This is a genomic window from Bordetella genomosp. 12, assembly GCF_002261355.1.
Taxonomy (GTDB): Bacteria; Pseudomonadota; Gammaproteobacteria; order Burkholderiales; family Burkholderiaceae_B; genus Bordetella.
In genome coordinates, this window is the sequence record NZ_NEVU01000001.1 from 110449 (window position 1) to 131045 (window position 20597).

Annotated in this window: 19 protein-coding genes; 8 read left to right on the forward strand and 11 right to left on the reverse strand. The window is 66.4% G+C overall.

Features of this window, described 5'->3' with window-relative positions:
- Positions 1-4: 4 nt before the first annotated feature.
- The gene (locus CAL22_RS00505; protein WP_094809441.1) at positions 5-964 is read right to left on the reverse strand and encodes a TAXI family TRAP transporter solute-binding subunit; all 960 of its coding nucleotides are present in this window, start codon (positions 962-964) and stop codon (positions 5-7) included.
- A gap of 151 nt (positions 965-1115) precedes the next feature.
- On the opposite strand from CAL22_RS00505, the gene CAL22_RS00510 reads away from it, so the two are divergent.
- From CAL22_RS00510 to CAL22_RS00520, 3 genes are all read left to right on the forward strand, one after another.
- Positions 1116-2288 carry a DSD1 family PLP-dependent enzyme gene (locus CAL22_RS00510; protein ID WP_094809443.1) on the forward strand — a complete coding sequence of 391 codons (1173 nt, stop codon included), beginning with the start codon at positions 1116-1118 and terminating at the stop codon, positions 2286-2288.
- A gap of 140 nt (positions 2289-2428) precedes the next feature.
- On the forward strand, positions 2429-3619 hold the full coding sequence (locus CAL22_RS00515; protein WP_094809445.1) for an acetylornithine transaminase: 1191 nt from the start codon (positions 2429-2431) through the stop codon (positions 3617-3619).
- A gap of 55 nt (positions 3620-3674) precedes the next feature.
- Positions 3675-3920 (forward strand): DUF1653 domain-containing protein, encoded by a 246-nt coding sequence (locus CAL22_RS00520; RefSeq protein ID WP_094809447.1) that lies wholly within the window; start codon positions 3675-3677, stop codon positions 3918-3920.
- 15 nt (positions 3921-3935) lie between these two features.
- On the opposite strand, the gene CAL22_RS00525 is transcribed toward CAL22_RS00520, so the two are convergent.
- The 4 genes from CAL22_RS00525 to CAL22_RS00540 form a co-directional block, all read right to left on the reverse strand.
- Positions 3936-5960, reverse strand: coding sequence for an acetyl/propionyl/methylcrotonyl-CoA carboxylase subunit alpha (locus tag CAL22_RS00525; RefSeq protein ID WP_094809449.1), 2025 nt, complete (start codon positions 5958-5960; stop codon positions 3936-3938).
- Positions 5961-5985: 25 nt separating this feature from the next.
- A complete protein-coding gene (locus CAL22_RS00530; protein WP_094809451.1) occupies positions 5986-7593 on the reverse strand; it encodes a carboxyl transferase domain-containing protein in 1608 nt (535 codons plus the stop codon).
- Between the two features lie 117 nt (positions 7594-7710).
- Positions 7711-8892, reverse strand: a complete 1182-nt coding sequence (locus CAL22_RS00535; protein ID WP_094809453.1) for an acetyl-CoA C-acetyltransferase — start codon at positions 8890-8892, stop codon at positions 7711-7713.
- 163 nt (positions 8893-9055) lie between these two features.
- Entirely contained in the window at positions 9056-10234 is a 1179-nt protein-coding gene (locus CAL22_RS00540) for an isovaleryl-CoA dehydrogenase (RefSeq protein ID WP_094809455.1), read from the reverse strand.
- A gap of 207 nt (positions 10235-10441) precedes the next feature.
- Between CAL22_RS00540 and CAL22_RS00545 the strand changes: the two genes are divergently transcribed.
- Positions 10442-11413, forward strand: a complete 972-nt coding sequence (locus CAL22_RS00545) for a Bug family tripartite tricarboxylate transporter substrate binding protein (protein ID WP_094809457.1) — start codon at positions 10442-10444, stop codon at positions 11411-11413.
- Positions 11414-11419: 6 nt separating this feature from the next.
- Here CAL22_RS00545 and CAL22_RS00550 read toward each other — a convergent pair whose 3' ends face one another.
- Entirely contained in the window at positions 11420-11800 is a 381-nt protein-coding gene (locus tag CAL22_RS00550; RefSeq protein ID WP_094809459.1) for a MerR family transcriptional regulator, read from the reverse strand.
- A 72-nt stretch (positions 11801-11872) separates the two neighbouring features.
- On the opposite strand from CAL22_RS00550, the gene CAL22_RS00555 reads away from it, so the two are divergent.
- On the forward strand, positions 11873-12934 hold the full coding sequence (locus CAL22_RS00555) for an MBL fold metallo-hydrolase (protein ID WP_094809461.1): 1062 nt from the start codon (positions 11873-11875) through the stop codon (positions 12932-12934).
- Between the two features lie 15 nt (positions 12935-12949).
- Here CAL22_RS00555 and CAL22_RS00560 read toward each other — a convergent pair whose 3' ends face one another.
- A complete protein-coding gene (locus CAL22_RS00560; protein ID WP_094811007.1) occupies positions 12950-13576 on the reverse strand; it encodes a LysE family translocator in 627 nt (208 codons plus the stop codon).
- Positions 13577-13717: 141 nt separating this feature from the next.
- Between CAL22_RS00560 and metC the strand changes: the two genes are divergently transcribed.
- Positions 13718-14908: a cystathionine beta-lyase gene (metC, locus tag CAL22_RS00565; protein ID WP_094809463.1), complete on the forward strand. Its 1191-nt coding sequence runs from the start codon at positions 13718-13720 to the stop codon at positions 14906-14908.
- Here metC and CAL22_RS00570 read toward each other — a convergent pair.
- The 4 genes from CAL22_RS00570 to argS form a co-directional block, all read right to left on the reverse strand.
- Positions 14905-16479, reverse strand: coding sequence for an EAL domain-containing protein (locus CAL22_RS00570; RefSeq protein WP_094809465.1), 1575 nt, complete (start codon positions 16477-16479; stop codon positions 14905-14907). The genes metC and CAL22_RS00570 overlap by 4 nt on opposite strands.
- A gap of 121 nt (positions 16480-16600) precedes the next feature.
- Positions 16601-17236 carry a thiol:disulfide interchange protein DsbA/DsbL gene (locus tag CAL22_RS00575; protein ID WP_094809467.1) on the reverse strand — a complete coding sequence of 212 codons (636 nt, stop codon included), beginning with the start codon at positions 17234-17236 and terminating at the stop codon, positions 16601-16603.
- Positions 17237-17294: 58 nt separating this feature from the next.
- Complete coding sequence (locus tag CAL22_RS00580; RefSeq protein WP_094809469.1) at positions 17295-17981, reverse strand: SPOR domain-containing protein; 687 nt, start codon at positions 17979-17981, stop codon at positions 17295-17297.
- A 6-nt stretch (positions 17982-17987) separates the two neighbouring features.
- Positions 17988-19673, reverse strand: a complete 1686-nt coding sequence (gene argS, locus CAL22_RS00585; RefSeq protein ID WP_094809471.1) for an arginine--tRNA ligase — start codon at positions 19671-19673, stop codon at positions 17988-17990.
- Between the two features lie 178 nt (positions 19674-19851).
- On the opposite strand from argS, the gene CAL22_RS00590 reads away from it, so the two are divergent.
- Entirely contained in the window at positions 19852-20193 is a 342-nt protein-coding gene (locus tag CAL22_RS00590; protein WP_094809473.1) for a DUF1840 domain-containing protein, read from the forward strand.
- An 86-nt stretch (positions 20194-20279) separates the two neighbouring features.
- Positions 20280-20597: a hypothetical protein gene (locus tag CAL22_RS00595; protein ID WP_094809475.1), complete on the forward strand. Its 318-nt coding sequence runs from the start codon at positions 20280-20282 to the stop codon at positions 20595-20597.

Consider the following 20597-nt stretch of genomic DNA (forward strand, 5'->3'; position numbering starts at 1 on the left):
CGGCTTACTTCAGCAGGCCGATTTCCTTGTAGTACTTTTCGGCGCCCGGATGGAAGGGGATGCCGGCGCCCTTGACGGCGTTTTCCTTGGTGATCAGCTTGCCCTTGGTGTGGCCGGCGGCCAGGGTTTTTTGCGTCGGATCGCTGTACATGGCCTTGACGATCTCGTAGACGGTCTCTTCAGGTTGCTTGGCCGAAGTCACCATTTGCGCGTTGACCGAAATCGTCTTGGTCTCGCCCACGCCCTGATAGGTGTTGGCAGCAATCGTGTCCGGCGTGAAGAACTGCTGATCGGCGCGCAGCTTGTCGATCTCCGGGCCGACCAGGGGCACGATTTCGATGCCGGAGCTGGAAGCCAGTTCGGCGATGGCGCCGGCCGGCGCGCCGCCGACGAAGAAGAAGGCGTCCAGGCCGCCGTCCTTGATCTTGTCGCCTGCCTGGTTGGGCTTGAGGTATTCGGCCTTGACGTCCTTGTCGGTCATGCCGTAGGCGCCCAGGATCAGGCGGACGTCGACCAGCGTGCCCGAGCCGGGCTCGTCCATGGAGACGCGCTTGCCGCGCAGATCGGCCACCGACTTGATGCCGGCGCCCTTGCGCGTGACCAGGTGGATGCTTTCGGGGTAGAGGGTGGCGACCAGGCGCAGATCCTGGGCCTTGGGTTTGCCTTCGAAGGTGCCGCTGCCGTTATAGGCCCAGTAAGCCACGTCGGATTGCGTAAAGCCGGATTCGAACGAACCGCCCAAAATGCCGTTGATATTGGCCACCGAGCCGTTGGACGCCGCCGCCGTGGCAATCAGCTTGCCGGGCTGCGACACCGCGTTGGCGATCATGCCGCCGATGGGATAGTAGGTGCCGGCCGTGCCGCCGGTGCCGATACGGAAGAACTGTTGTGCCTGCGCCGAAGTGGCCGTGCCCGCGATGGCAACGGCAAGTGTCAGCGTTTTGATCCATTTTTTGAGTGACATGTAAAGCTTCTCCGTGAGAACTGGCTCTCTGATTGTTGGCCGTTTAACAACGCCAGTGTGTCACGTAGGGATTGCTTAGCCAATGACCCGGAGGGTATGGTTTACCTGGGGGCCACTGGGCCCTATGGTTATGATTGCCCCGGGTTTTGTTATGGACGCGGGGTCATGCGCGGAGCGAACGCTGGTGTCCACACGCCTTTCCAACGAATTATTCCTGCCCGATCCCGCCCTGCCCGGCCAGCCGCTGGCGCAGGTCGACACGCCCAGCCTGGTGCTCGATCTCGACGTGTTCGAGCGCAATCTGAACGCCATGCAGCAATGGGCCGACCGTCATGGCGTCGCCTTGCGCCCGCATGCCAAGGCACACAAATGCCCTGAGATTTCGCGCCGGCAACTGGCATTGGGCGCGCGCGGCATCTGCTGCCAGAAGGTGAGCGAAGCCTTGCCCTTCTTGCAGGCCGGCATCCGCGACATCCACATCAGCAACGAGGTCGTGGGGCCGGCCAAGCTGGCCTTGCTGGCGCAGATCGCCGTGCAAGCCGACGTGAGTGTCTGCGTCGACAATATGCGCAATCTGCAGGCCTTGGCCGCCGCGATGGCGCAGGCCGGCGCGCGCATCACGGTGCTGGTCGAGGTCGATGTCGGCCAGGGGCGTTGCGGCGTGGTCGATGATCACGATGTGCTCGCGCTGGCGCGCGCGGCGGAGGCCGCGCAGGGCCTGCGCTTTGGCGGCCTGCAGGCTTACCACGGCAGCGTGCAGCATGTGCGCAGCCATGCCGAGCGCGCAGCGCTGTGCGCGCAGGCCGCCGCGCGGGCCGCTGGTTACGCGTCCTTGTTGCGCGCCCATGGCATCACCTGCGAGCGCATTACCGGCGGCGGCAGCGGCAGCGCCGAATTCGACGCGGCCAGCGGCATCTATACCGAATTGCAGGCCGGTTCGTATGCCTTTATGGACGGGGATTACGGCGCCAATGAGTGGTCCGGCCCCTTGTCCTTTGGCACCAGTCTTTTCTTGTTGTCCACCGTGATGAGCACTCCGGCGCCGGATCGGGCGATCCTGGATGCCGGCTTGAAATCCGCCACCATCGAGTGCGGGCTGCCGCGTATCGTGGGCCGCCCGGGCCTGGACTATGCGATGGCCAATGACGAGCACGGCGTGGTACGGGTGCAGGCCGGCGCCGAGCCGCCGGTGGTGGGCGAGGTCATGCGCCTGGTGATGCCGCATGTCGATCCGGGCTTTAATCTGCACGATACCCTGGTCGTGTTCCGCGATGAGGTGGTCGTGGACCTGTGGCCCATCGCCGCGCGCGGCCTGAGCCGCTAGCGGGCCCCGGCGGGCCGTGCCGCGGCCCTTTTTCGGCCCCGGCCGCCGCCCGCAGACCCGCGGCGCGGCGGGCTGCCCCGCCAAGGTGCTAAATTTCAGCTTTTCCCCCACCCCTTCCTGTTTCTTTTTGCGGAACTGCCATGGAATTCAGCCAGTTGAATGTCAATAACCTCATGGAGATCACCTCCCGTCCGGACCTGGTGTTCGTGCGCGGTCAGGGCTCCTGGCTGGAGGATCACGCGGGCAAGCGATATCTGGATTTCGTGCAGGGCTGGGCGGTCAATGCGCTGGGCCATTGCGCCCCGGAAATGCAGCAGGCGCTGCAGGCCCAGGCCGGCCTGCTGATGAACCCCTCGCCCGCGTTCTACAACCTGCCTTCGCTGGAGCTGGCCAAGCGGCTGACCGAGGGCTCGGTATTCGATCGTGTCTTCTTCGCCAACAGCGGCGCCGAGGCCAACGAAGGCGCCATCAAGCTGGCCCGCAAATGGGGCCGCGTGCATCGTAACGGCGCCTACAAGATCATCACGATGGACCACGGCTTTCACGGCCGCACCCTGGCGACCATGTCGGCTTCGGGCAAGCCGGGCTGGGACACCATGTTCGCGCCGCAGGTCGATGGGTTTCCCAAGGCCGACCTGAACGACCTGGATTCGGTACGCGCCCTTATCGATGCGCAGACCGTGGCCATCATGCTCGAACCCATCCAGGGCGAGGCGGGCGTCATTCCGGCCTCGCGCGAATTCATGCAGGGCCTGCGCAAGCTGGCCGACGAGCACGGCATTCTGTTGATCGTCGACGAAGTGCAGACGGGCATGGGCCGCAGCGGCACCATGTTCGCGTATCAGCAGTTCGATGTGGTGCCCGACATCATGACGCTGGGCAAGGGTATCGGCGGCGGCGTGCCGCTGGCCGCGTTGCTGGCGCGCGAATCCGTCAGTGTGTTCTCGCATGGTGAGCAAGGCGGGACCTACAACGGCAATCCGCTGTGCACGGCCGTGGGCGTTGCGGTCTACGACACGCTGGCCGCGCCGGGCTTTCTGGCCAGCGTGCAGGCGCGTGGCCAACAGCTCTCAGAGGGCCTGCTGGCCCTGTCGCAGAAGTACGGCCTGCAAGGCGAGCGCGGCATGGGCCTGCTGCGCGCGCTCAAGCTCGATGGCGATTACGGTCCGGCGATTGTCGAGGCGGCACGCCAGCTCGAACCGCAAGGCCTGCTGCTCAACGCGCCGCGCGGCAACCTGCTGCGTTTCATGCCGGCCCTGAACGTGTCCGAAGCCGAAACGGCGACCATGCTCGAGCAGCTCGATCACCTGATCGCCACCGTCCGTTCTTAAGCGTTTCCCTTTCCACGGCAGCCGCGCAATGCGGCTGTCTTGCTTTGGAGTTGTGATGTCTGCGATCGAGGACTTTCGCCCTGGCGTCTATCGTCATTACAAGGGTCAGCACTATCTGGCGCTGGGCCTGGCCCGCGCCGATGAAACGGATGACACCGTCGTGGTTTACGTGCGGCTTTATCCGCGCGATGGCTTGCCCATGAACACGCGTTTGCTGCGCATCTGGAACGAGACGGTCAGCAGCGAGGCCGGCGAGGTGCCGCGTTTCAGCTATGTGGGGCCGGCCAGTCCCGCGGCCTGACGCCCCACCGCCGGGTCACTGCGCGGGGTCGTCCAGCGCGATCAGCGCCACGCCCTCGGCAACCTGGTCGCCCAGCGCGTAGAAGACCTTGCTCACCACGCCGGCCGCGGGCGCGGCAATGGTGTGTTCCATCTTCATGGCTTCCATGACCAGCAGCGCCTGGCCCTTGTCGACGCGGTCGCCGGCTTGCACCGCGATGGCGATGATCTTGCCCGGCATGGGGGCGGTCAGGCCGCCGCCATGCCCTTCCTGGCCTTCATCGACATAACGGTCGCGCCGCTCGAGCACGATCGTGGCGCCCTGGCGCAAGACATGCGCGCGCCCGCCGTGCAGAACCACATTGCCGCTCACGTCCTGGCCGCCGAGCGACAGCCGCAGATCATAGGCAAGTTCGGGATTGGCGCTCGGATGCGCGCGCCATTGCAGCGCGTGGGTGTTGCCATCGACGGTCAGAGACCAGCCGGCGGCGTCGCGGGTGAATTCGGCCTCGCGCGTCTGTCCCTGGTCATCCCAAGGCAGCACACGCCGGTAGCGTCCGCTCAGACGCCAGCCATCGCGCGCGGCCCAGGGGTCGGGCGCCTGCGTACCGCGCAGCGTGTCGCTGGACAGACCTTCCTGGACCAGCACCGCCACGCTGGCCAGCGCCAGCGATTCCAGGCTTGCGGGCTGGGCATCAGGCAGCAGCGTGGCACGCCGGCGTTCGATCAGGCCCGTGTCCAGATCGGCCTGGGCGAAGGCGGCGTCCTGCATGAGCCGGGTGAGAAAGGCCACATTGGTCTGCACGCCCACGGCCTGCGTTTGGGCCAGCGCCTGCACCATGCGCGCGCGGGCCTGATCCCGGTCCGCGCCCCGCACGATCAGTTTGGCGATCATGGGGTCGTAGAACGGCGTGATGGTGTCGCCCATGCGCACGCCGCCGTCGACACGGATGTCGCCGTTGGCAAAGGCGGTGTGCGGCGGCAGCGCCAGGTAGTTGAGCGTGCCGATGGAGGGCAGAAAGCCCTTCTCCGGGTTTTCGGCATAGATGCGCGCTTCGATGGCATGGCCCTCGATGCGCAGGGCCTGCTGGGTCAGCGGCAGGGGCTCGCCGGCGGCCACGCGCAATTGCCATTCGACCAGATCCAGCCCGGTGATCATTTCGGTGACCGGGTGCTCGACTTGCAGCCGGGTATTCATTTCCATGAAGTAAAAGCGCCCGTCCGGCTCGACGATGAACTCCACCGTGCCCGCCCCCACATAGCCCACGGCCTTGGCCGCGGCGACCGCAGCCTGCCCCATGGCCTGGCGGCGCTCGGGCGTCATGCCGGGAGCCGGGGCTTCCTCGATGACTTTCTGGTGGCGCCGCTGTACGGAGCAGTCGCGCTCGAACAGATAGACACATTGTCCGTGGCTGTCGGCAAAGACCTGGATCTCGATGTGGCGCGGCTTTTGCAGATAGCGCTCGATGAGGACGCGGTCGTCGCCGAAGCTGGCGCGCGCCTCGCGCTGGCAGGACGCCAGCGCATCGAGGAAGGCGCCGCTGGACTCCACGACGCGCATGCCTTTGCCTCCGCCGCCGGCGCTGGCCTTGATGAGCACGGGATAGCCGATGCCGTCGGCCTGTTGGCGCAGGAATTCCGGATCCTGGTTGTCGCCGTGATAACCCGGCACCAGGGGCACGCCGGCGCGCTCCATCAAGGCCTTGGCGGCCGACTTGCTGCCCATGGCGGCAATGGCCGAGGCCGGCGGGCCGACAAAGGTAATGCCGGTGTCGCTGGCGGCCTGCGCGAAGGCTTCGTTCTCGGAGAGAAAGCCATAGCCGGGATGAATGGCCTGCGCGCCGCTGGCCAGCGCGGCCTGCAGGATGGCGTCGGCGCGCAGATAACTGGCGCGCGGTTCGGCGCCGCCGATATGTACGGCGGCGTCGCAGGCGGCGACATGGCGCGCCTGCGCGTCGGCATCCGAATAGACCGCGATGGTGCGCAGGCCCAGTCGGCGAGCGGTGGCGGCGACGCGGCAGGCAATCTCGCCGCGATTGGCAATCAAGAGCGTGGTGAACACGAGCGACTCCTTGGCGCGGCGTGGCTTACATGCGGAACACGCCGAAGCGCGTGTCTTCGATGGGGGCGTTCAGGGCGGCCGACAGCGCCAGGCCCAGCACGCGGCGCGTATCGGCCGGGGCGATGATGCCGTCGTCCCACAGGCGTGCCGTGGCGTAATAGGGATGGCCTTCGCGTTCGTACTGCGCGCGGATGGGCGCTTTGAAAGCGTCTTCTTCCTCGGCGCTCCAGGACGTGCCGCGGCTTTCCAGGCCGTCGCGTTTGACCGTGGCGAGCACGCTGGCGGCCTGCTCGCCCCCCATGACGGAGATGCGCGCATTGGGCCACATGAACAGCATGCGCGGGGAGTAGGCGCGGCCGCACATGCCGTAGTTGCCGGCGCCAAAAGAGCCGCCGATCAGGACGGTGAACTTGGGCACGTTGGCCGTCGCCACGGCGGTGACCATTTTGGCGCCATGGCGTGCGATGCCTTCGTTTTCGTACTTGCGCCCGACCATGAAGCCGGTGATGTTCTGCAGAAACACCAGCGGGATCTTGCGCTGCGCGCACAACTCGATGAAGTGCGCGCCCTTTTGCGCCGACTCGGAAAACAGGATGCCGTTGTTGGCCACGATACCCACCGGCATGCCGTGGATATGCGCAAAGCCGGTGACAAGCGTGGTGCCGAAGCGGGCTTTGAATTCGTCGAACTCCGAGCCATCGACGATGCGCGCGATGACTTCGCGCACATCGAAGGGCTTGCGGGTATCGGCGGGAATGATGCCGTTGAGTTCGTTCGGGTCGTAGCGCGGCGCGCGCGGCTCGGCCAGCGCCAGCGGTTGCGGCTTGCGGCGATTCAGGCGGGCCACGGCATTGCGCGCCAGTTCCAGGGCGTGCCGGTCATTGGCGGCCAGGTGGTCCACCACGCCGGACAGCCGCGTGTGCACATCGCCGCCGCCCAGGTCTTCGGCGCTGACCTCCTCGCCGGTCGCGGCCTTGACCAGCGGGGGGCCGCCCAGAAAGATGGTGCCCTGGTTCTTGACGATGATGGACTCATCGCTCATGGCCGGCACATAGGCCCCGCCGGCCGTGCACGAGCCCATCACCACGGCGATCTGCGCGATGCCTTGCGAGGACATCACTGCCTGGTTGTAGAAGATACGGCCGAAGTGATCGCGATCGGGGAAGACCTCGTCCTGACGCGGCAGATTGGCGCCGCCGGAGTCGACCAGATAGACGCAGGGCAGATGGTTCTGCTGGGCGATCTCCTGGGCGCGCAGGTGCTTTTTGACCGTCATCGGATAGTAGGTGCCGCCCTTGACCGTGGCGTCGTTGCACACGATGACGCATTCGGTGCCGGCAATGCGGCCGATGCCGGTGATCAGGCCCGCCCCAGGCGCTTCGCCTTCGTACATGCCATGGGCGGCCAGCGGTGAAAACTCCAGGAAGGGGCTGCCCGGATCGATGAGCTGCTCGACGCGGTCGCGCGGCAGCAGTTTGCCGCGCGCGATGTGTTTGGCGCGCGCGCTTTCATTGCCGCCCTGCGCGGTGGCGGTCAATTGGCGGTCGAGGTCGTCGAGCACCGTTTGCATGGCGCTCGCATTGGCTGCGAAATCGGCGCCGCGCGTATCGATGCGGGATTCGATGATGGGCATGGCCGTCCTGGCTTGGTGTGGGATAGGGGCGCGCCCGTCAGGCGCGAATTGTCTCGATGGCCGTGTGCCGGCCTGTTATGACAACGGCCGGGCCAGGCAGGCCCGGCCGTTGGCCGATCAGAGCATTTCGATGGCCATGGCGACGGCTTCGCCGCCGCCGATGCACAGCGTGGCCACGCCTTTCTTGCCGCCCTTCTGACGCAGCGCGCCGATGAGGGTGGCCATCAGGCGGGCACCGGACGCGCCGATGGGGTGGCCCAGGGCGGTCGCGCCGCCATGGACGTTGACCTTGTCGCGCGGCAGATCGAAATCCTTCATGGCGGCCATGGTGACCACGGCAAAGGCTTCGTTGATCTCATAGAGATCCACGTCGCTGGCTTTCCAGCCCGTCTTGGCGAACAGATTCTTCAACGCGCCGACCGGCGCTGTCGTGAACCATTGCGGTTCCTGCGAGTGCTGGGTGTGGGCGACGATGCGTGCCAGCGGCTTGAGACCCAGCTTCTGGGCCGTCGAGGCGCGCATCAGCACCATGGCGGCGGCGCCGTCGGAGATGGAGGATGAGTTCGCGGCCGTGACCGTACCGTCTTTCTTGAAGGCCGGCTTGAGCGTGGGGATCTTCTCGGGCATGGCTTTGGACGGCGCTTCGTCGGTGTCGATCACGGTGTCGCCCTTGCGGCCGGCCACGGTGACGGGAGTAATCTCCCACTTGAAGCTGCCGTCTTCGCTGGCCGCACGCGCGCGGCGCAGCGATTCCAGCGCGAAGGCATCCTGGTCTTCGCGGCTGAAGCTGTACTTGCTGGCGCAATCTTCGGCAAACACGCCCATGGCTTTGCCGCGGTCGTAGGCGTCTTCCAGGCCGTCGAGGGCCATGTGGTCGTAGACGGTGCTGTGGCCGTAGCGGTAACCCTGGCGGCCCTTGAGCAGCAGATACGGGGCATTGCTCATGCTCTCCTGACCGCCGGCGACCACGACGTCGGCCGTGCCGGCCAGCAGCAGGTCGTGGCCGAACATGGCTGCCTTCAGGCCCGAACCGCACACTTTGTGAATCGTGGTGCAGCTCACACCCAGCGGCAGGCCCGCGCCCAGCGCGGCCTGGCGCGCGGGCGCCTGGCCTTGCCCGGCTTGCAGCACGTTGCCCATGATGACTTCATTGACTTGATCCGGCTTGATGCCGGCGCGCTCGACAGCGGCCTTGATGGCGATGGCGCCCAGTTCGTGGGCGGACAGGCCGGACAGGCTGCCCATCATGCCGCCCATGGGCGTGCGGGCAACGGAAACGATGACGATAGGGTCGGACATCACTTGCTCCTTTAAATCGGGACAGGGCTACGCGGCCCGGCTTTGCCGGGCCCTGTCGGTATCGTAAAAGAAAAGCGGCCCGCGTCCAGCGCTTGCCTGGCCGCGCGCTGGACGCGCTTGCGGCAGATCAGGACCTTGGCGCATGGGGGGCCACCGGGGCGGATCAGGCGGTTTCGTTGAACAGTTCACGCCCGATCAGCATGCGCCGGATTTCGCTCGTGCCGGCGCCGATTTCATAGAGTTTGGCGTCGCGCCACAGGCGGCCGACCGGATACTCGTTGATGTAACCATTGCCGCCGAGCAGCTGGATGCCTTCGCCGGCCATCCAGGTGGCGCGCTCGGCCGTGTACAGAATGAGGGCGGCGCAGTCCTTGCGTACCTGGCGCACGTGTTCGCGGCCCAGGCGGTCGAGATTTTTGCCCACGGTGTAGCAGAAGGCCCGGCTAGCCTGCAGCGTGGTGTACATATCGGCCATCTTGCCCTGGATGAGCTGAAATTCGCCGATGGCCTGGCCGAACTGCTTGCGGTCGTGGACATAGGGCACGGCCACGTCCATGACGGCCTGCATGATGCCCAGGGGGCCGCCCGACAGCACCGCACGCTCGTAGTCCAGCCCGCTCATGAGCACTTTGACGCCGCCATTGAGCTGGCCCAGGATGTTTTCTTCGGGGACTTCGCAATCCTGGAACACCAGCTCGCCGGTATGGCTGCCGCGCATGCCGAGTTTGTCCAGTTTCTGGGCCACCGAGAAGCCCTTGAAGCTTTTTTCGACCAGAAAGGCCGTAATGCCGCGCTGATGCGCCTGCGGATCGGTTTTGGCATAAACCACCAGCGTGTCGGCGTCCGGGCCATTGGTGATCCACATTTTGTTGCCGTTCAGCACGTAGCGGTCGCCTTTTTTCTCGGCGCGCAGACGCATGCTCACGACATCCGAGCCGGCACCGGGCTCACTCATGGCCAAGGCGCCGACATGCTCGCCCGAGATCAGTTTGGGCAGATAGCGCGCCTTTTGCGCATCCGTGCCATTGCGATAGATCTGGTTGACGCACAGGTTCGAGTGCGCGCCGTACGATAGGCCCACCGAGGCGCTGGCGCGGGTGATTTCTTCCATCACCACCATGTGGGCCAGATAGCCCAGGCTCGTGCCGCCATACTCCTCGCTCACGGTCATGCCCAGCACGCCGAGTTCGCCGAATTTGCGCCAGAGATCCATGGGGAATTGATCGTCGCGGTCGATCTCACCGGCACGGGGCGCGATTTCACTCAGGGCGAAACTGCGCACGGCATCGCGCAGCATCTCCAGATCTTCACCCAGATCGAAGTTCAGGCCAGGAATGTTCATCGATGTCTCCGTGATAGTGAGTGCTCGCCTCGTTGCGGCTGCCTGGGCAGTGAGGACGGATGGCGCAGCGCAAATATTACGTTTACGTAAACGTAAAGTTCAGTCGGGTTTTCCCTAGGCGGCGCGGCCGCGCCGTCACGGCCAGACGCGAGGAGCGGCGCGTAAGATGGCCTGACAGCAGGCTGCGGCAACGACAAGGGGAAAGCAATGACAGCAATGCGCAGCATGGCCGCCTGGCTGTTGAGCGGCTGCGCCGTGGCCGGCGTGGCGCAGGCGCAGGATTGGCCCGGCGGCAAGGCGGTGACCCTGGTGGTGCCATATACCGCCGGCGGCAGCGCCGATGCGCTGGGCCGCCGGTTGGGCGACGTATTGCGCCACGGCTCGGGCGTGGCCGTGGTCATCGAGAACAAGCCGGGCGCCGGGGCCGGCCTGGGCACCGATCAGGTGGCGCGCGCGCCAGCCGATGGCGCGACCTTGCTGCTGGCCGCGACCAGTCCGCTGACGATTCTGCCCCACATGCGCCGGCTCAGCTACGACCCGATGAGAGATCTCGTGCCTCTGGCCAGCGTGGCCGTGGCGCCGGTGGCCATCGTGGCCACCCGGTCCTTGCGGGTCGATGATTTTGCCCAGCTCGTCGATTTCGCGCGCCGGCATCCCGATACCGTGCGCTTCGGCACACCGGGCGCGGGCACCGTGGCGCACATGGGCATGGCCGCGCTGATGGCGGCAACCGGCGCGCAGATGACGCACGTGCCCTATCGCGGCAATAGCCAGGCATTGACCGATGGCCTGGCCGGCACCGTGGAGCTGCTGGTGGTCAACAGCGATACGGTGCTGCCGCATGTGGCCAGCGGCGCGCTCAAGCCCCTGGCGGTCATGGCGCCCGCGCGCCTGGCGGTCTGGCCGCAGGTGCCCACGCTGGCCGAGCTCGAGCTGCCGCAGGCGCAGTACTACTCCAATTTTGGGGTGTTCGCGCCGGCAGGCATGCCCGCCGGGATGATGCACAGCCTGCAGGCCGCGTTGCAGCGCGCGCTGGCCGATCCCGAGTACCAGGATCTGCTGGCCAAATCCTATCTGCAGCCGGGCACCGGGGTGGGGTCGGCCTTCGCCAGGCAGGTGCGCGAGGAGTATGCCGCCAACCGCGGGATCATCGAGGCCAACGGTATCAAAGCCGAGTAAGGCGGCTCAGGCCTTGCTGGCCAGCAAGGTCAGGCATTGCTGTTCCTGGACGGCGATCTCCGCCAGAGTGTCTTCGATGTCGCGCCGCTGCTGCTCGAGCGTGGCGCGGTGCTGGGCCAGCACCGACAAGTACTGGCGCAATTGCGCGGCGTTGTCGCTCGGGCCGTCATACATGTCGATCAGGCTGCGGATCTCCGACAACTGCAGGCCCAGGCGCTTGCCGCGCAAGGCCAGCTTCAGGCGCGTGCGGTCGCGCGAGCCATAGATGCGGTTGCGGCCTTCGCGCTGCGGGCTGACGATGCCCTGATCCTCATAGAAGCGGATCGTGCGGGGCGTGATGTCGAACTCGCGCGCGAGCTCGGAGATGGTCCAGGTTGACGAGGACATGCGGTCTGTGGCAGTTTACGTAAACGTAAATTATGACGCCTTGACCCGGACGTCAAGCCTGCGAGACGAGACATGAATCCGAATGAGCAGAAGTTGCAATATCCCTGGGGCGACGTGCAACCCGAGCCCGCCAGGGCTCAGGAGGTGGCGCCGGGCGTGAAATGGCTGCGCATGCCCCTGCCCTTTGCGCTGGACCATATCAACCTCTGGCTGCTGCGCGACGAGATCGACGGCCGCCAGGGTTGGACCATCGTCGATTGCGGTATTTCGCGCGATGAGGTCAAGGCGCTCTGGGAGCAGGTGTTCGAGCAGGAGCTCGAAGGGCTGCCGGTATTGCGGGTGCTTGTCACGCATATGCATCCGGATCACGTCGGCCTGGCCGATTGGCTCTGTCAGCGCTGGCAGGCGCCGCTGTGGATGAGCATGACCGATTACATGGTGGCTTCGCTGTGGTCCAGCCGCGCGGGCGGCAGCGGCGCCGGCGGCGCGGGCGCGGTGGCCCATTTTGCCCGTCATGGCCTGACCGATCCCGCCGCGCAGGAGCAGATCCGCCAACGGGCCGGCTACTACCCCAACCTGGTGCCGGGCATGCCCGCGCGTTTTACCCGCGTCATGGATGGCGATCTGATCCGCATCGGTGGCCATGATTGGCGCGCCATCGTCGGCTACGGCCATGCGCCCGAACATATGGCGTTTTTCTGCGCCGACCTCGATGTGTTGATTTCCGGCGATATGGTGTTGCCGCGTATCTCGACCAATATCAGTGTGTTCGACTACGAGCCGGACGCCAATCCCCTGCCGCTGTACCTGCGTTCGCTCAACGCCTATGTGGATCTGCCGCAGGACACGCTGGTGCTGCCTTCGCACGGCCGGCCGTTTCGCGGCTTGCATGAGCGCATCGCGCAGCAGCAGCAGCACCATGCCGAGCGCCTGGAGGAGGTCGTGCAGGCTTGCGCCCAGGCCCCGCAATCGACCACGGACATCGTGCCGGTGCTGTTTCGCCGCCAGCTGGATCTGCACCAGCTGACCTTCGCCATGGGCGAGGCGCTGGCGCATTTGCACGCGCTCTACTTCGAGGGCCGCCTGACGCGGGCAACGGATCCTGATGGCATCGTGCGGTTCCGCGCCGCCTGAGGGCGCCGTCTGGCGCTAGCGGGTGGCCACGGCCAGCCGCAACGCCAGACCGATGAACACCAGGCCGGCGACGCGATTGAGCCAGCGCTGCGCGGTGGCCGAGCGTTGCAGTAATTGCCCGAAGGCGCCCGAAAACACCGCGATGGCACCGAAGATCAGCAGCGTGGCCGCCATGAAGACCGCGCCCAATTCGACGATCTGCACGGCCATCGGCCCGGCTTCGGCGCGGGTGAATTGCGGCAGGAAGGCAAAGAAGAACAGCAGCACCTTGGGGTTGGTGAGATTCATGATGATGCCGCGCCGGTACAGCGCGCCCGCGCCCAATGCGGCGGGCCGTTCGGCCTGGCCCGGTCCGATGGGCGCGCGCAGAATCTGCCAGGCCAGATAGAGCAGATAGGCCGCGCCCGCCAGCTTCAGCGCCAGGAAGGCCGTGGGCGAAGCGGCGAATAGCGCGGCCAGCCCGAAGGCCACGGCGGCGGTGTGGCCCAGCAGCCCGGTGCACAGGCCCAGCACCACCAGAAAGCCTGCCTTGCGGCCCCAGAGGGCAGACTGCATCAGCACGAACAGATTGTCCGGCCCCGGCGTGAGGGCCAACAGCACGGCGATGCCGAAAAACGCCAGCAAGGTATCGATGGGCAGCATGTCAGGGGGTGCCAAAAGGGAAGGCGCATCCGGGTGCGCTTTGCGCATCATAGGCCAGCTTGCCTTTGGGTAATATCGATCCAACCGGCGGGCGGATCCGCGCCTGCTACCCTGTCACTCTTTCCTTACTTCGCCGCCGCCATGTCCTCATCCGCGCATATCGACACGCTGCTTCAGCACATGGGCACCGCGCCCTTTGATCCCAAGACGGGCACCGCCCCGGTCAATCTGCCCTCCATGCGCGCGAGCACGGTGCGTTTTGCGAGCCTGGAGGCGCTGGAAAATGCGCAGCAGCGCAAGGCCGCTGGCGAGCGCGCCGCCACCTACGGGCGCATGGGCATGGACACGCACGCCGCGCTGGAGCAGGTGTTCTGCCAGCTCGAAGACGGTACGCACTGCTACCTGGCGCCGTCGGGCATGGCCGGGATCACCATGGTCTTTCTGGCCTTGTTGTCGGCGGGCGATCATGCCCTGGTGGCCGATTGCGTTTACGGGCCGGTGCATGAGCTGGACGCCGCCTTGCTCTCGCGCATGGGCATCGAGCTGACGCTCTATCACGCGGGCGATGACCTGGAAAAACTGCTGCGGCCCAACACGCGCCTGTTGTATGCCGAGGCGCCCGGTTCGCTGCTGTTCGAGATGCTCGACTTGCCCGCCCTGGCGCGCTTTGCGCGCCAGCACCATCTCGTGCTGGCGACCGACAACACCTGGGGCTCGGGCTATATCTACCGCCCGTTGGCGCTGGGGGCGCAGGTCTCGGTCATCGCCGGCACCAAGTACGTGGGCGGCCATTCCGATCTGATGCTCGGCGCGGTGGTCACCAACGATGAAGCCATCGCCAAACGCCTGAACCGCACGCAGTACGCCATGGGGTATTCGGTCAGTGCCGATGACGCCTGGCTGGCCCTGCGCGGTGTGCGGACCATGCCGGTGCGCATGGCGCAGCATGCGCGCCATGCCCTGGAGGTCTGCGAGTTCCTGCAGCAGCGCCCCGAGGTGGCCGCCATCTACCACCCTGCCTGGCCCGGCGACGCCGGCCATGCGCTCTGGCAGCGGGATTGCACCGGCTCCAACGGGATGCTGGCGGTGCAACTACGCCTGTCGCCGCAGGCCGCGCGGGTTTTCGTGGATGCCCTCACCCTGTTCGGCATCGGCTTTTCCTGGGGCGGCTTCGAGTCCCTGGTGCAGTTGGTCACGCCCGGCGAGCTGGCACGGCATCATTACTGGACCGGTGGCCAGGACGCGCTGGTGCGCTTGCATATCGGGCTGGAGTCGCCCGCCGATCTGATCGCCGATCTGGCTCAGGCGCTGCAGCGCGCCCAGGGGCGCTAAAGCGGGTCTGGGTGCGCGGCCTGCCGGTCGCGCCGCCACTGCGCGAGCACCTCGGGCGGCAGGGGCTGGGAGTACAGATAGCCCTGCCCCCACTGCACCCCCTGGCGGGTCAGGTGCTCGGCCTGCTCGCGGGTTTCGATGCCCTCGGCCGTGAGCTCCATCTCCAGACGGCGGCCCAGCGAAATAATGGTTTCGAGCACGACCGCATTGACCGATTCCGTGCCGATGCCCATGACAAAGCTGCGGTCGATCTTGAGGAAATCGGCGTCGAACTCGCGCAGATACGCCAGTGCGCTCTGGCCCGTGCCGAAATCATCCAAGGCCCACAACACCCCGAGTTTGCGGGCTTGTTGAATATTCGACAACGTTTGCTGGTCGCGTGGCAGGGCTTCGCGCTCGGTCAGCTCCAGCACGACCTTGGGGCGTCCCGGGCCCAAGGCGGCCATCAGTCTGCCGACGTCCTGGGTGAAGGTTGGCGTGGCCAGGTGAGAGCCGCTGATATTGATGGCCAGATGGTCCTGCGGACCCAGCTGCATGAGCGGCAGGTCGGCCGCGACGAGTTCGAAGATGTGCCGGGTCAGGGCAGGCATCAGGCCATGCTGCTCGGCCAACGGGATGAACAGATCGGGCCTGACCATGTCCAGGTCCGAGCGCCGCCAGCGGATCAGCGCTTCGGCGCCGCTCATCCTGCCGGTGGGCAGGTGGATGACGGGCTGATACACCATGGAGAATTCGCCGCGGCGCATGCCGCGCACGATTTCGCTGAGCAGGGACAGCCGGCGGCGGTTGTAGTGATAGGCCAGCAAGGCCGCCAGCAGCGAGACGATGACCACGAAAGGCGCGTGATGGCGCCACAGATAGCGTCGGTGTTCGGCGATGGCGCTGAGCGCGGGGGCGACCGTCACGCGCACGGGGTAGCGGGGCGATTGCGCCTGCCCGAGCGCGCGGCTGCTGAAGGCGCTGGCACTGTCCTCGGGCACGCTGGGCGACAGAGGCTGGCCCGTGTCGCTCAGTTCGATCGCGACCCGGAAAGCGCCGCGATTGGAGGCGGCTTTCTGGATGGCCACCAGGTATTGGCCTTCGATGATGGCCAGCGCGCCCGTGCCGGGGGCCGTCGACTCGGAGACGACGATGGCCATGCGGTCGGGCACCATCAGCGTGCCCATGATGGGCGTGATGGCGCTGCCCGGCGGCAGTGCGTCCAGCCCATCGAAGACATCGCGCGGTGCGAAGCTGATCTGGCCGATGAGCGAGGAGCAATACATCCTGCCCTGCTTCATCAGCGTGAGCGAGCGGTAATAGACGGTGGTGTTGGCCTGGCGGGCCAGTTCGGGCGCGGCATCCGCGCAGGGTTGCGCCAGCAGCCCGAGCGCCTGATGGACATTGTCAAAGACGATGTCCAGGGTGCTGTCCATCTGCCGCTGGATGGTGGCGGCGGTGACGGCGGATTCGCCGCTGGCGCGGTCTTCGGCCATCCACCAGATCAAGGGCGACATCAGCAGCGGCGGCAGCGCCATGGCAAGCAGCGCGACGGCGAGGCTCCAGCGGTGGCGATGCTTGATGGCCTGCATTGGGCGTCTGACGCTTCCGGGTTATGAGTGGCGGGCGCTTGCCGGGCCATTGTATGCCGCCATGAAAAACCCCCCAAGGCCGGCGTGGGCCTTGGGGGGTTCGATCCGCAATGACGGCGATTTACTGGCCGCGCGCCATGGGGATGAGTTTGTCGATTTCCTTGATGGCGCCTTCGTAGCTGTTGCCCGCCAGGACCGGCGAGGTCATGTATTTGCCGCCCACGGCAAACGAGGGCGTGCCGTCGATACGATAGGCCTCGGCCAGCTGGTTGGCGCGTTGCACCTGCGTCTGGACGCTGAAGGAGTCGAACACCGCGTCGAACTTGGCGCGATCCACGCCTTGCGTGGCCACCCAATCACCCATGGCCTTCTTGTCGAACAGGCGCTTGCGCTCGCCGTGGATGGCGTTGAAGACCTTGACGTGCAGGTCGGGACGATCCAGCGCCAGCAAGGTGTAGTACAGCTGTTGCAGCGGCTTCATGCCGGCATTGAAGGCGATGGGCACTTGCTTGAAGACGACGTCTTGCGGCTTGGTCTTGACCCAATCATCGACGATGGGTTCGATGGCGGCGCAGTGCGGGCAGGTGTAGGCAAAGAACTCCAGGACTTCGATCTTGCCCGGGGTGTCCGTCGGCAGCGCCGGCGAGATGGTGACATAGCCATTGTTGCTGCCCTGCGCCTGGCTGGCCGGAGCGAAGAAGGTTGTCGCGGCCAGCGCGGCGGCGGCCAGGAGGCGGGAAATCGAAGGGGACGGCATACGTATTCCTGGAGTGAAAAGCGTTACAGACCCGGGCCAGGCCCGGAAGTTCAAGAGTTTATTGCTGCTTGACCACGGTGGATTCGATTTTGTTCTCTCCCAGACGACTGCGCGCGCGATTCATGTCGTCCAGCCGTGCGAACGGCCCGACGCGCACGCGGTTGATCTGCACCCCGTTGACCTCGGCGCGCGCCACATTGACGGGCAGGCCCAAGAGCAGAATGCGCGCCCGCAGGGACTCGGCATCGGCCTGCACCCGGTAAGCGCCTGCCTGCAGGTAGTAATTGCCATTGGCTTGCGGCGCGGCGCTGGCGGTCTTCTCGGCCGGCTTGGCCGCCGCCGCCGGCGCCGGTTTGGACGGCGGCGGGGCTGCGGGCACCGGCACGGGCAACGAGGCCGGCGCGGCGGCCTGATCGGCGCTGGGCAAGCTGGCGATCAGCGCGCCCAGGTCGTCGGTTTTGCCTTCGGGCAAGGGGGTGGGCGCCGAGGCCGTCGGCCCGGTGGGCGCCGTGCCGGCCGCGCCATCCCGGCCATACAGGCCTTGATTGGGATCGGGGGCGTTGCGCGGATCGATGGCTTGTTCCTTGCCGCTGGTCTGGCGCGTGGCCCGGTCCACGAAGGGAACGGGGGCCTTGGTGACGTAGAAAGCTACCCCGGCGGCGAGGATCAGACCGATGAGCAGGCCGGCCAGTACGCCATACAGCGTGCTGCCGCCCTGGGAGCTGGATTTGCGCTTACTGGCCATGGGCGCTTACATGCGTTGGGGCGCCGTCACGCCCAGAAGCGCCAGGCCATTGGCCAGCACCTGGCGCGTGGTGGCGGCCAGGCGCAGGCGCGCCAGCTTCAGCGCCGGATCGTCGACCAGCACGCGTTCGGCGTTGTACCAGCCATGGAAGTCCGAGGCGCAGTCGCGCAGCCAGAAGGCGATGTGGTGCGGCGCCAGCTCCTGGGCAGCCAGCTTGACCACACCCGGGAACTCGGCCAGACGCTGCATCAGCGCGAATTCGGTCGGCGCGGTCAGGGGCGCCGCGTCGGCTGCGGCGATGGCCGCGTCGTCCAGGCCGGAGCTGGCGATCATGCTGCAGATGCGGGCGTGCGCGTATTGAATGTAATAGACCGGGTTCTCGTCGCTCTTGGACAAGGCCAGATCGATGTCGAACACGAATTCGGTGTCGGCGCGGCGCTGGATCAGGAAGTAGCGCACCGCATCGCGGCCCACCCATTCGATCAGGTCGCGCATGGTCACGTAGCTGCCGGCCCGCTTGGAGATCTTGACCTCCTCGCCGCCGCGCATGACCTTGACCATCTTGTGCAGCACATAGGAGGGGAAATCCTTGGGGATGCCCTCGTTCAGGCCTTGCAGGCCCGCCCGCACGCGCGCGACGGTGCCGTGGTGGTCGCTGCCCTGGATGTTGATGGCCTGGTGAAAGCCGCGCTCCCACTTGGCCTGGTGATACGCCACATCCGGCACGAAATAGGTGTAGCCGCCTTCGCTCTTGCGCATGACGCGGTCTTTGTCGTCGCCGGTGCCCAGTTCGGTGGTGCGCAGCCACAGCGCGCCGTCCTGCTCGTAAGTGTGGCCGTTGGCGATCAGCGTCTGCACGGCGCGCTCGACGCGGCCGGAGGTGTAGAGCGAGCTTTCCAGGTAGAAATTATCGAACTTCAGGCCAAAGGCCTGCAGGTCCAGATCCTGCTCGCGGCGCAGATAGGCCACCGCAAAGGCCCGGATGTCGTCCAGGCTGTCGAGGTCGCCGCTGGCCTGCACCGGCTGGCCGTCGGCGGCCTGCACCGACGCGCGGGCCGCGTAGTCGCGGGCGATGTCGGCGATGTAATCGCCCTTGTAGCCGTCGGCGGGCCACTCGGGCGCGTCGGGGGCAATGCCGCGGGCGCGGGCCTGCACGCTGATGGCCAGGTTCTCGATCTGGTTGCCCGCGTCGTTGTAATAGAACTCGCGCGTGACATCCCAGCCGCTGGCATCGAACAGGCGGCACAGAGCGTCGCCCAGCGCCGCCTGGCGGGCATGGCCGACGTGCAAGGGGCCGGTGGGGTTGGCCGACACGAACTCGACCAGTACTTTTTCGCCCAGCCGCGCGGCGCGGCCGTAGTCGGTGCCCTGCCCGGCCACCGCGGCGATCACTGCCTGGCGGGCGGCGGCGGTAAGGCGCAGATTGATGAAGCCGGGGCCGGCGATCTCGGCGCTGTCGACGAGGACGCGCGCTTCGGGATCGGCCAGCAGTGCGTCGACGATCCCCTGGGCCAGCTCGCGCGGATTGCGCCGGGCCGGCTTGGCCAGTTGCATGGCAACGTTGGTGGCGACATCGCCGTGGGCGGCGACCTTGGGACGCTCGAGCTGGATGTCGGGCTGGGCCTCGGGCAGGATGCCGGCGACGGCACGGGCAAGCAGGGAAATGAGGTGTTGTTGTTGCTCAGGGAGCATGGGCGGTCGGCAGAAAATGTCAGGAGGCGGATGCGGAGCCCGCGCCAGGCGGGGCGCTCGCGCTAAAAGTGCCTAGATGATAGCGCGATCCCGGTTCTGCCATGCCGGGCGCGGCATGGTTGGCAGAGGGGGACTGATCAGGTAGTGTATGAAATTATCCTGTTGGGAGAGACATAAGATGCTGATTACCTTTCATTCGAAGGCTACGGCCGAAGTCCTGATGCGCACCGGTGATGCGGCCCCGCTTCTGCAGGCGGCCGGCAAGCTCACCGGGGCGAGCATCCCCGAGCGTGGCGTCTTTACTCCGGAACAATTGCCGGCGGCGATCGCTGCCCTGGAGGCCGCCGTGGCGGGCCAGTCCACGCTGCCCGAAGAAGACGAGAACCCCGATCAGGAACCCAAGCACCCGGTCGACCGCGAAGTCGGCCTGCAGCAGCGTGCCTATCCTCTGCTCGACATGATGCGCCAGTCGCTGGCCGCGCATGCGGACCTGACCTGGGAAGTCAGCCGGGGCTGGTGAGGCAATGTCGCCGGTCTGACAATGCCAGGCCGGTTTTTTCTGCATACTGCGCTGGTGTCGTTTCTTTCGGTTTCCAGGAGAGTCTTATGCGTAGCGACGTCACGGTGATCTTCGACGCCCGGCGCTCGGTGGATCTGACCGTCCAGGTGGAGCCTTCGGGGGCCGCGGCGCTGGCCGCGCGCGATTGGTTCGACAGCGCCTGGGAGCTGATGGGCTGCGAGCCGCTGCGGCCCAGCGGCAAGGTGCTGCTCCTGGACAAGATCATGGGCGTGGCCGATGCGCTGGGCTATGACACCTTGTCGAGCGACACCAAAGAGGCCGAGGCGTTCGCGCGCAACGCCACGCTGGCGCTGGAGCGTGCGCGGGTCATCGTCGATCTGCCGGGGCTGTCCATCGGCTATTGA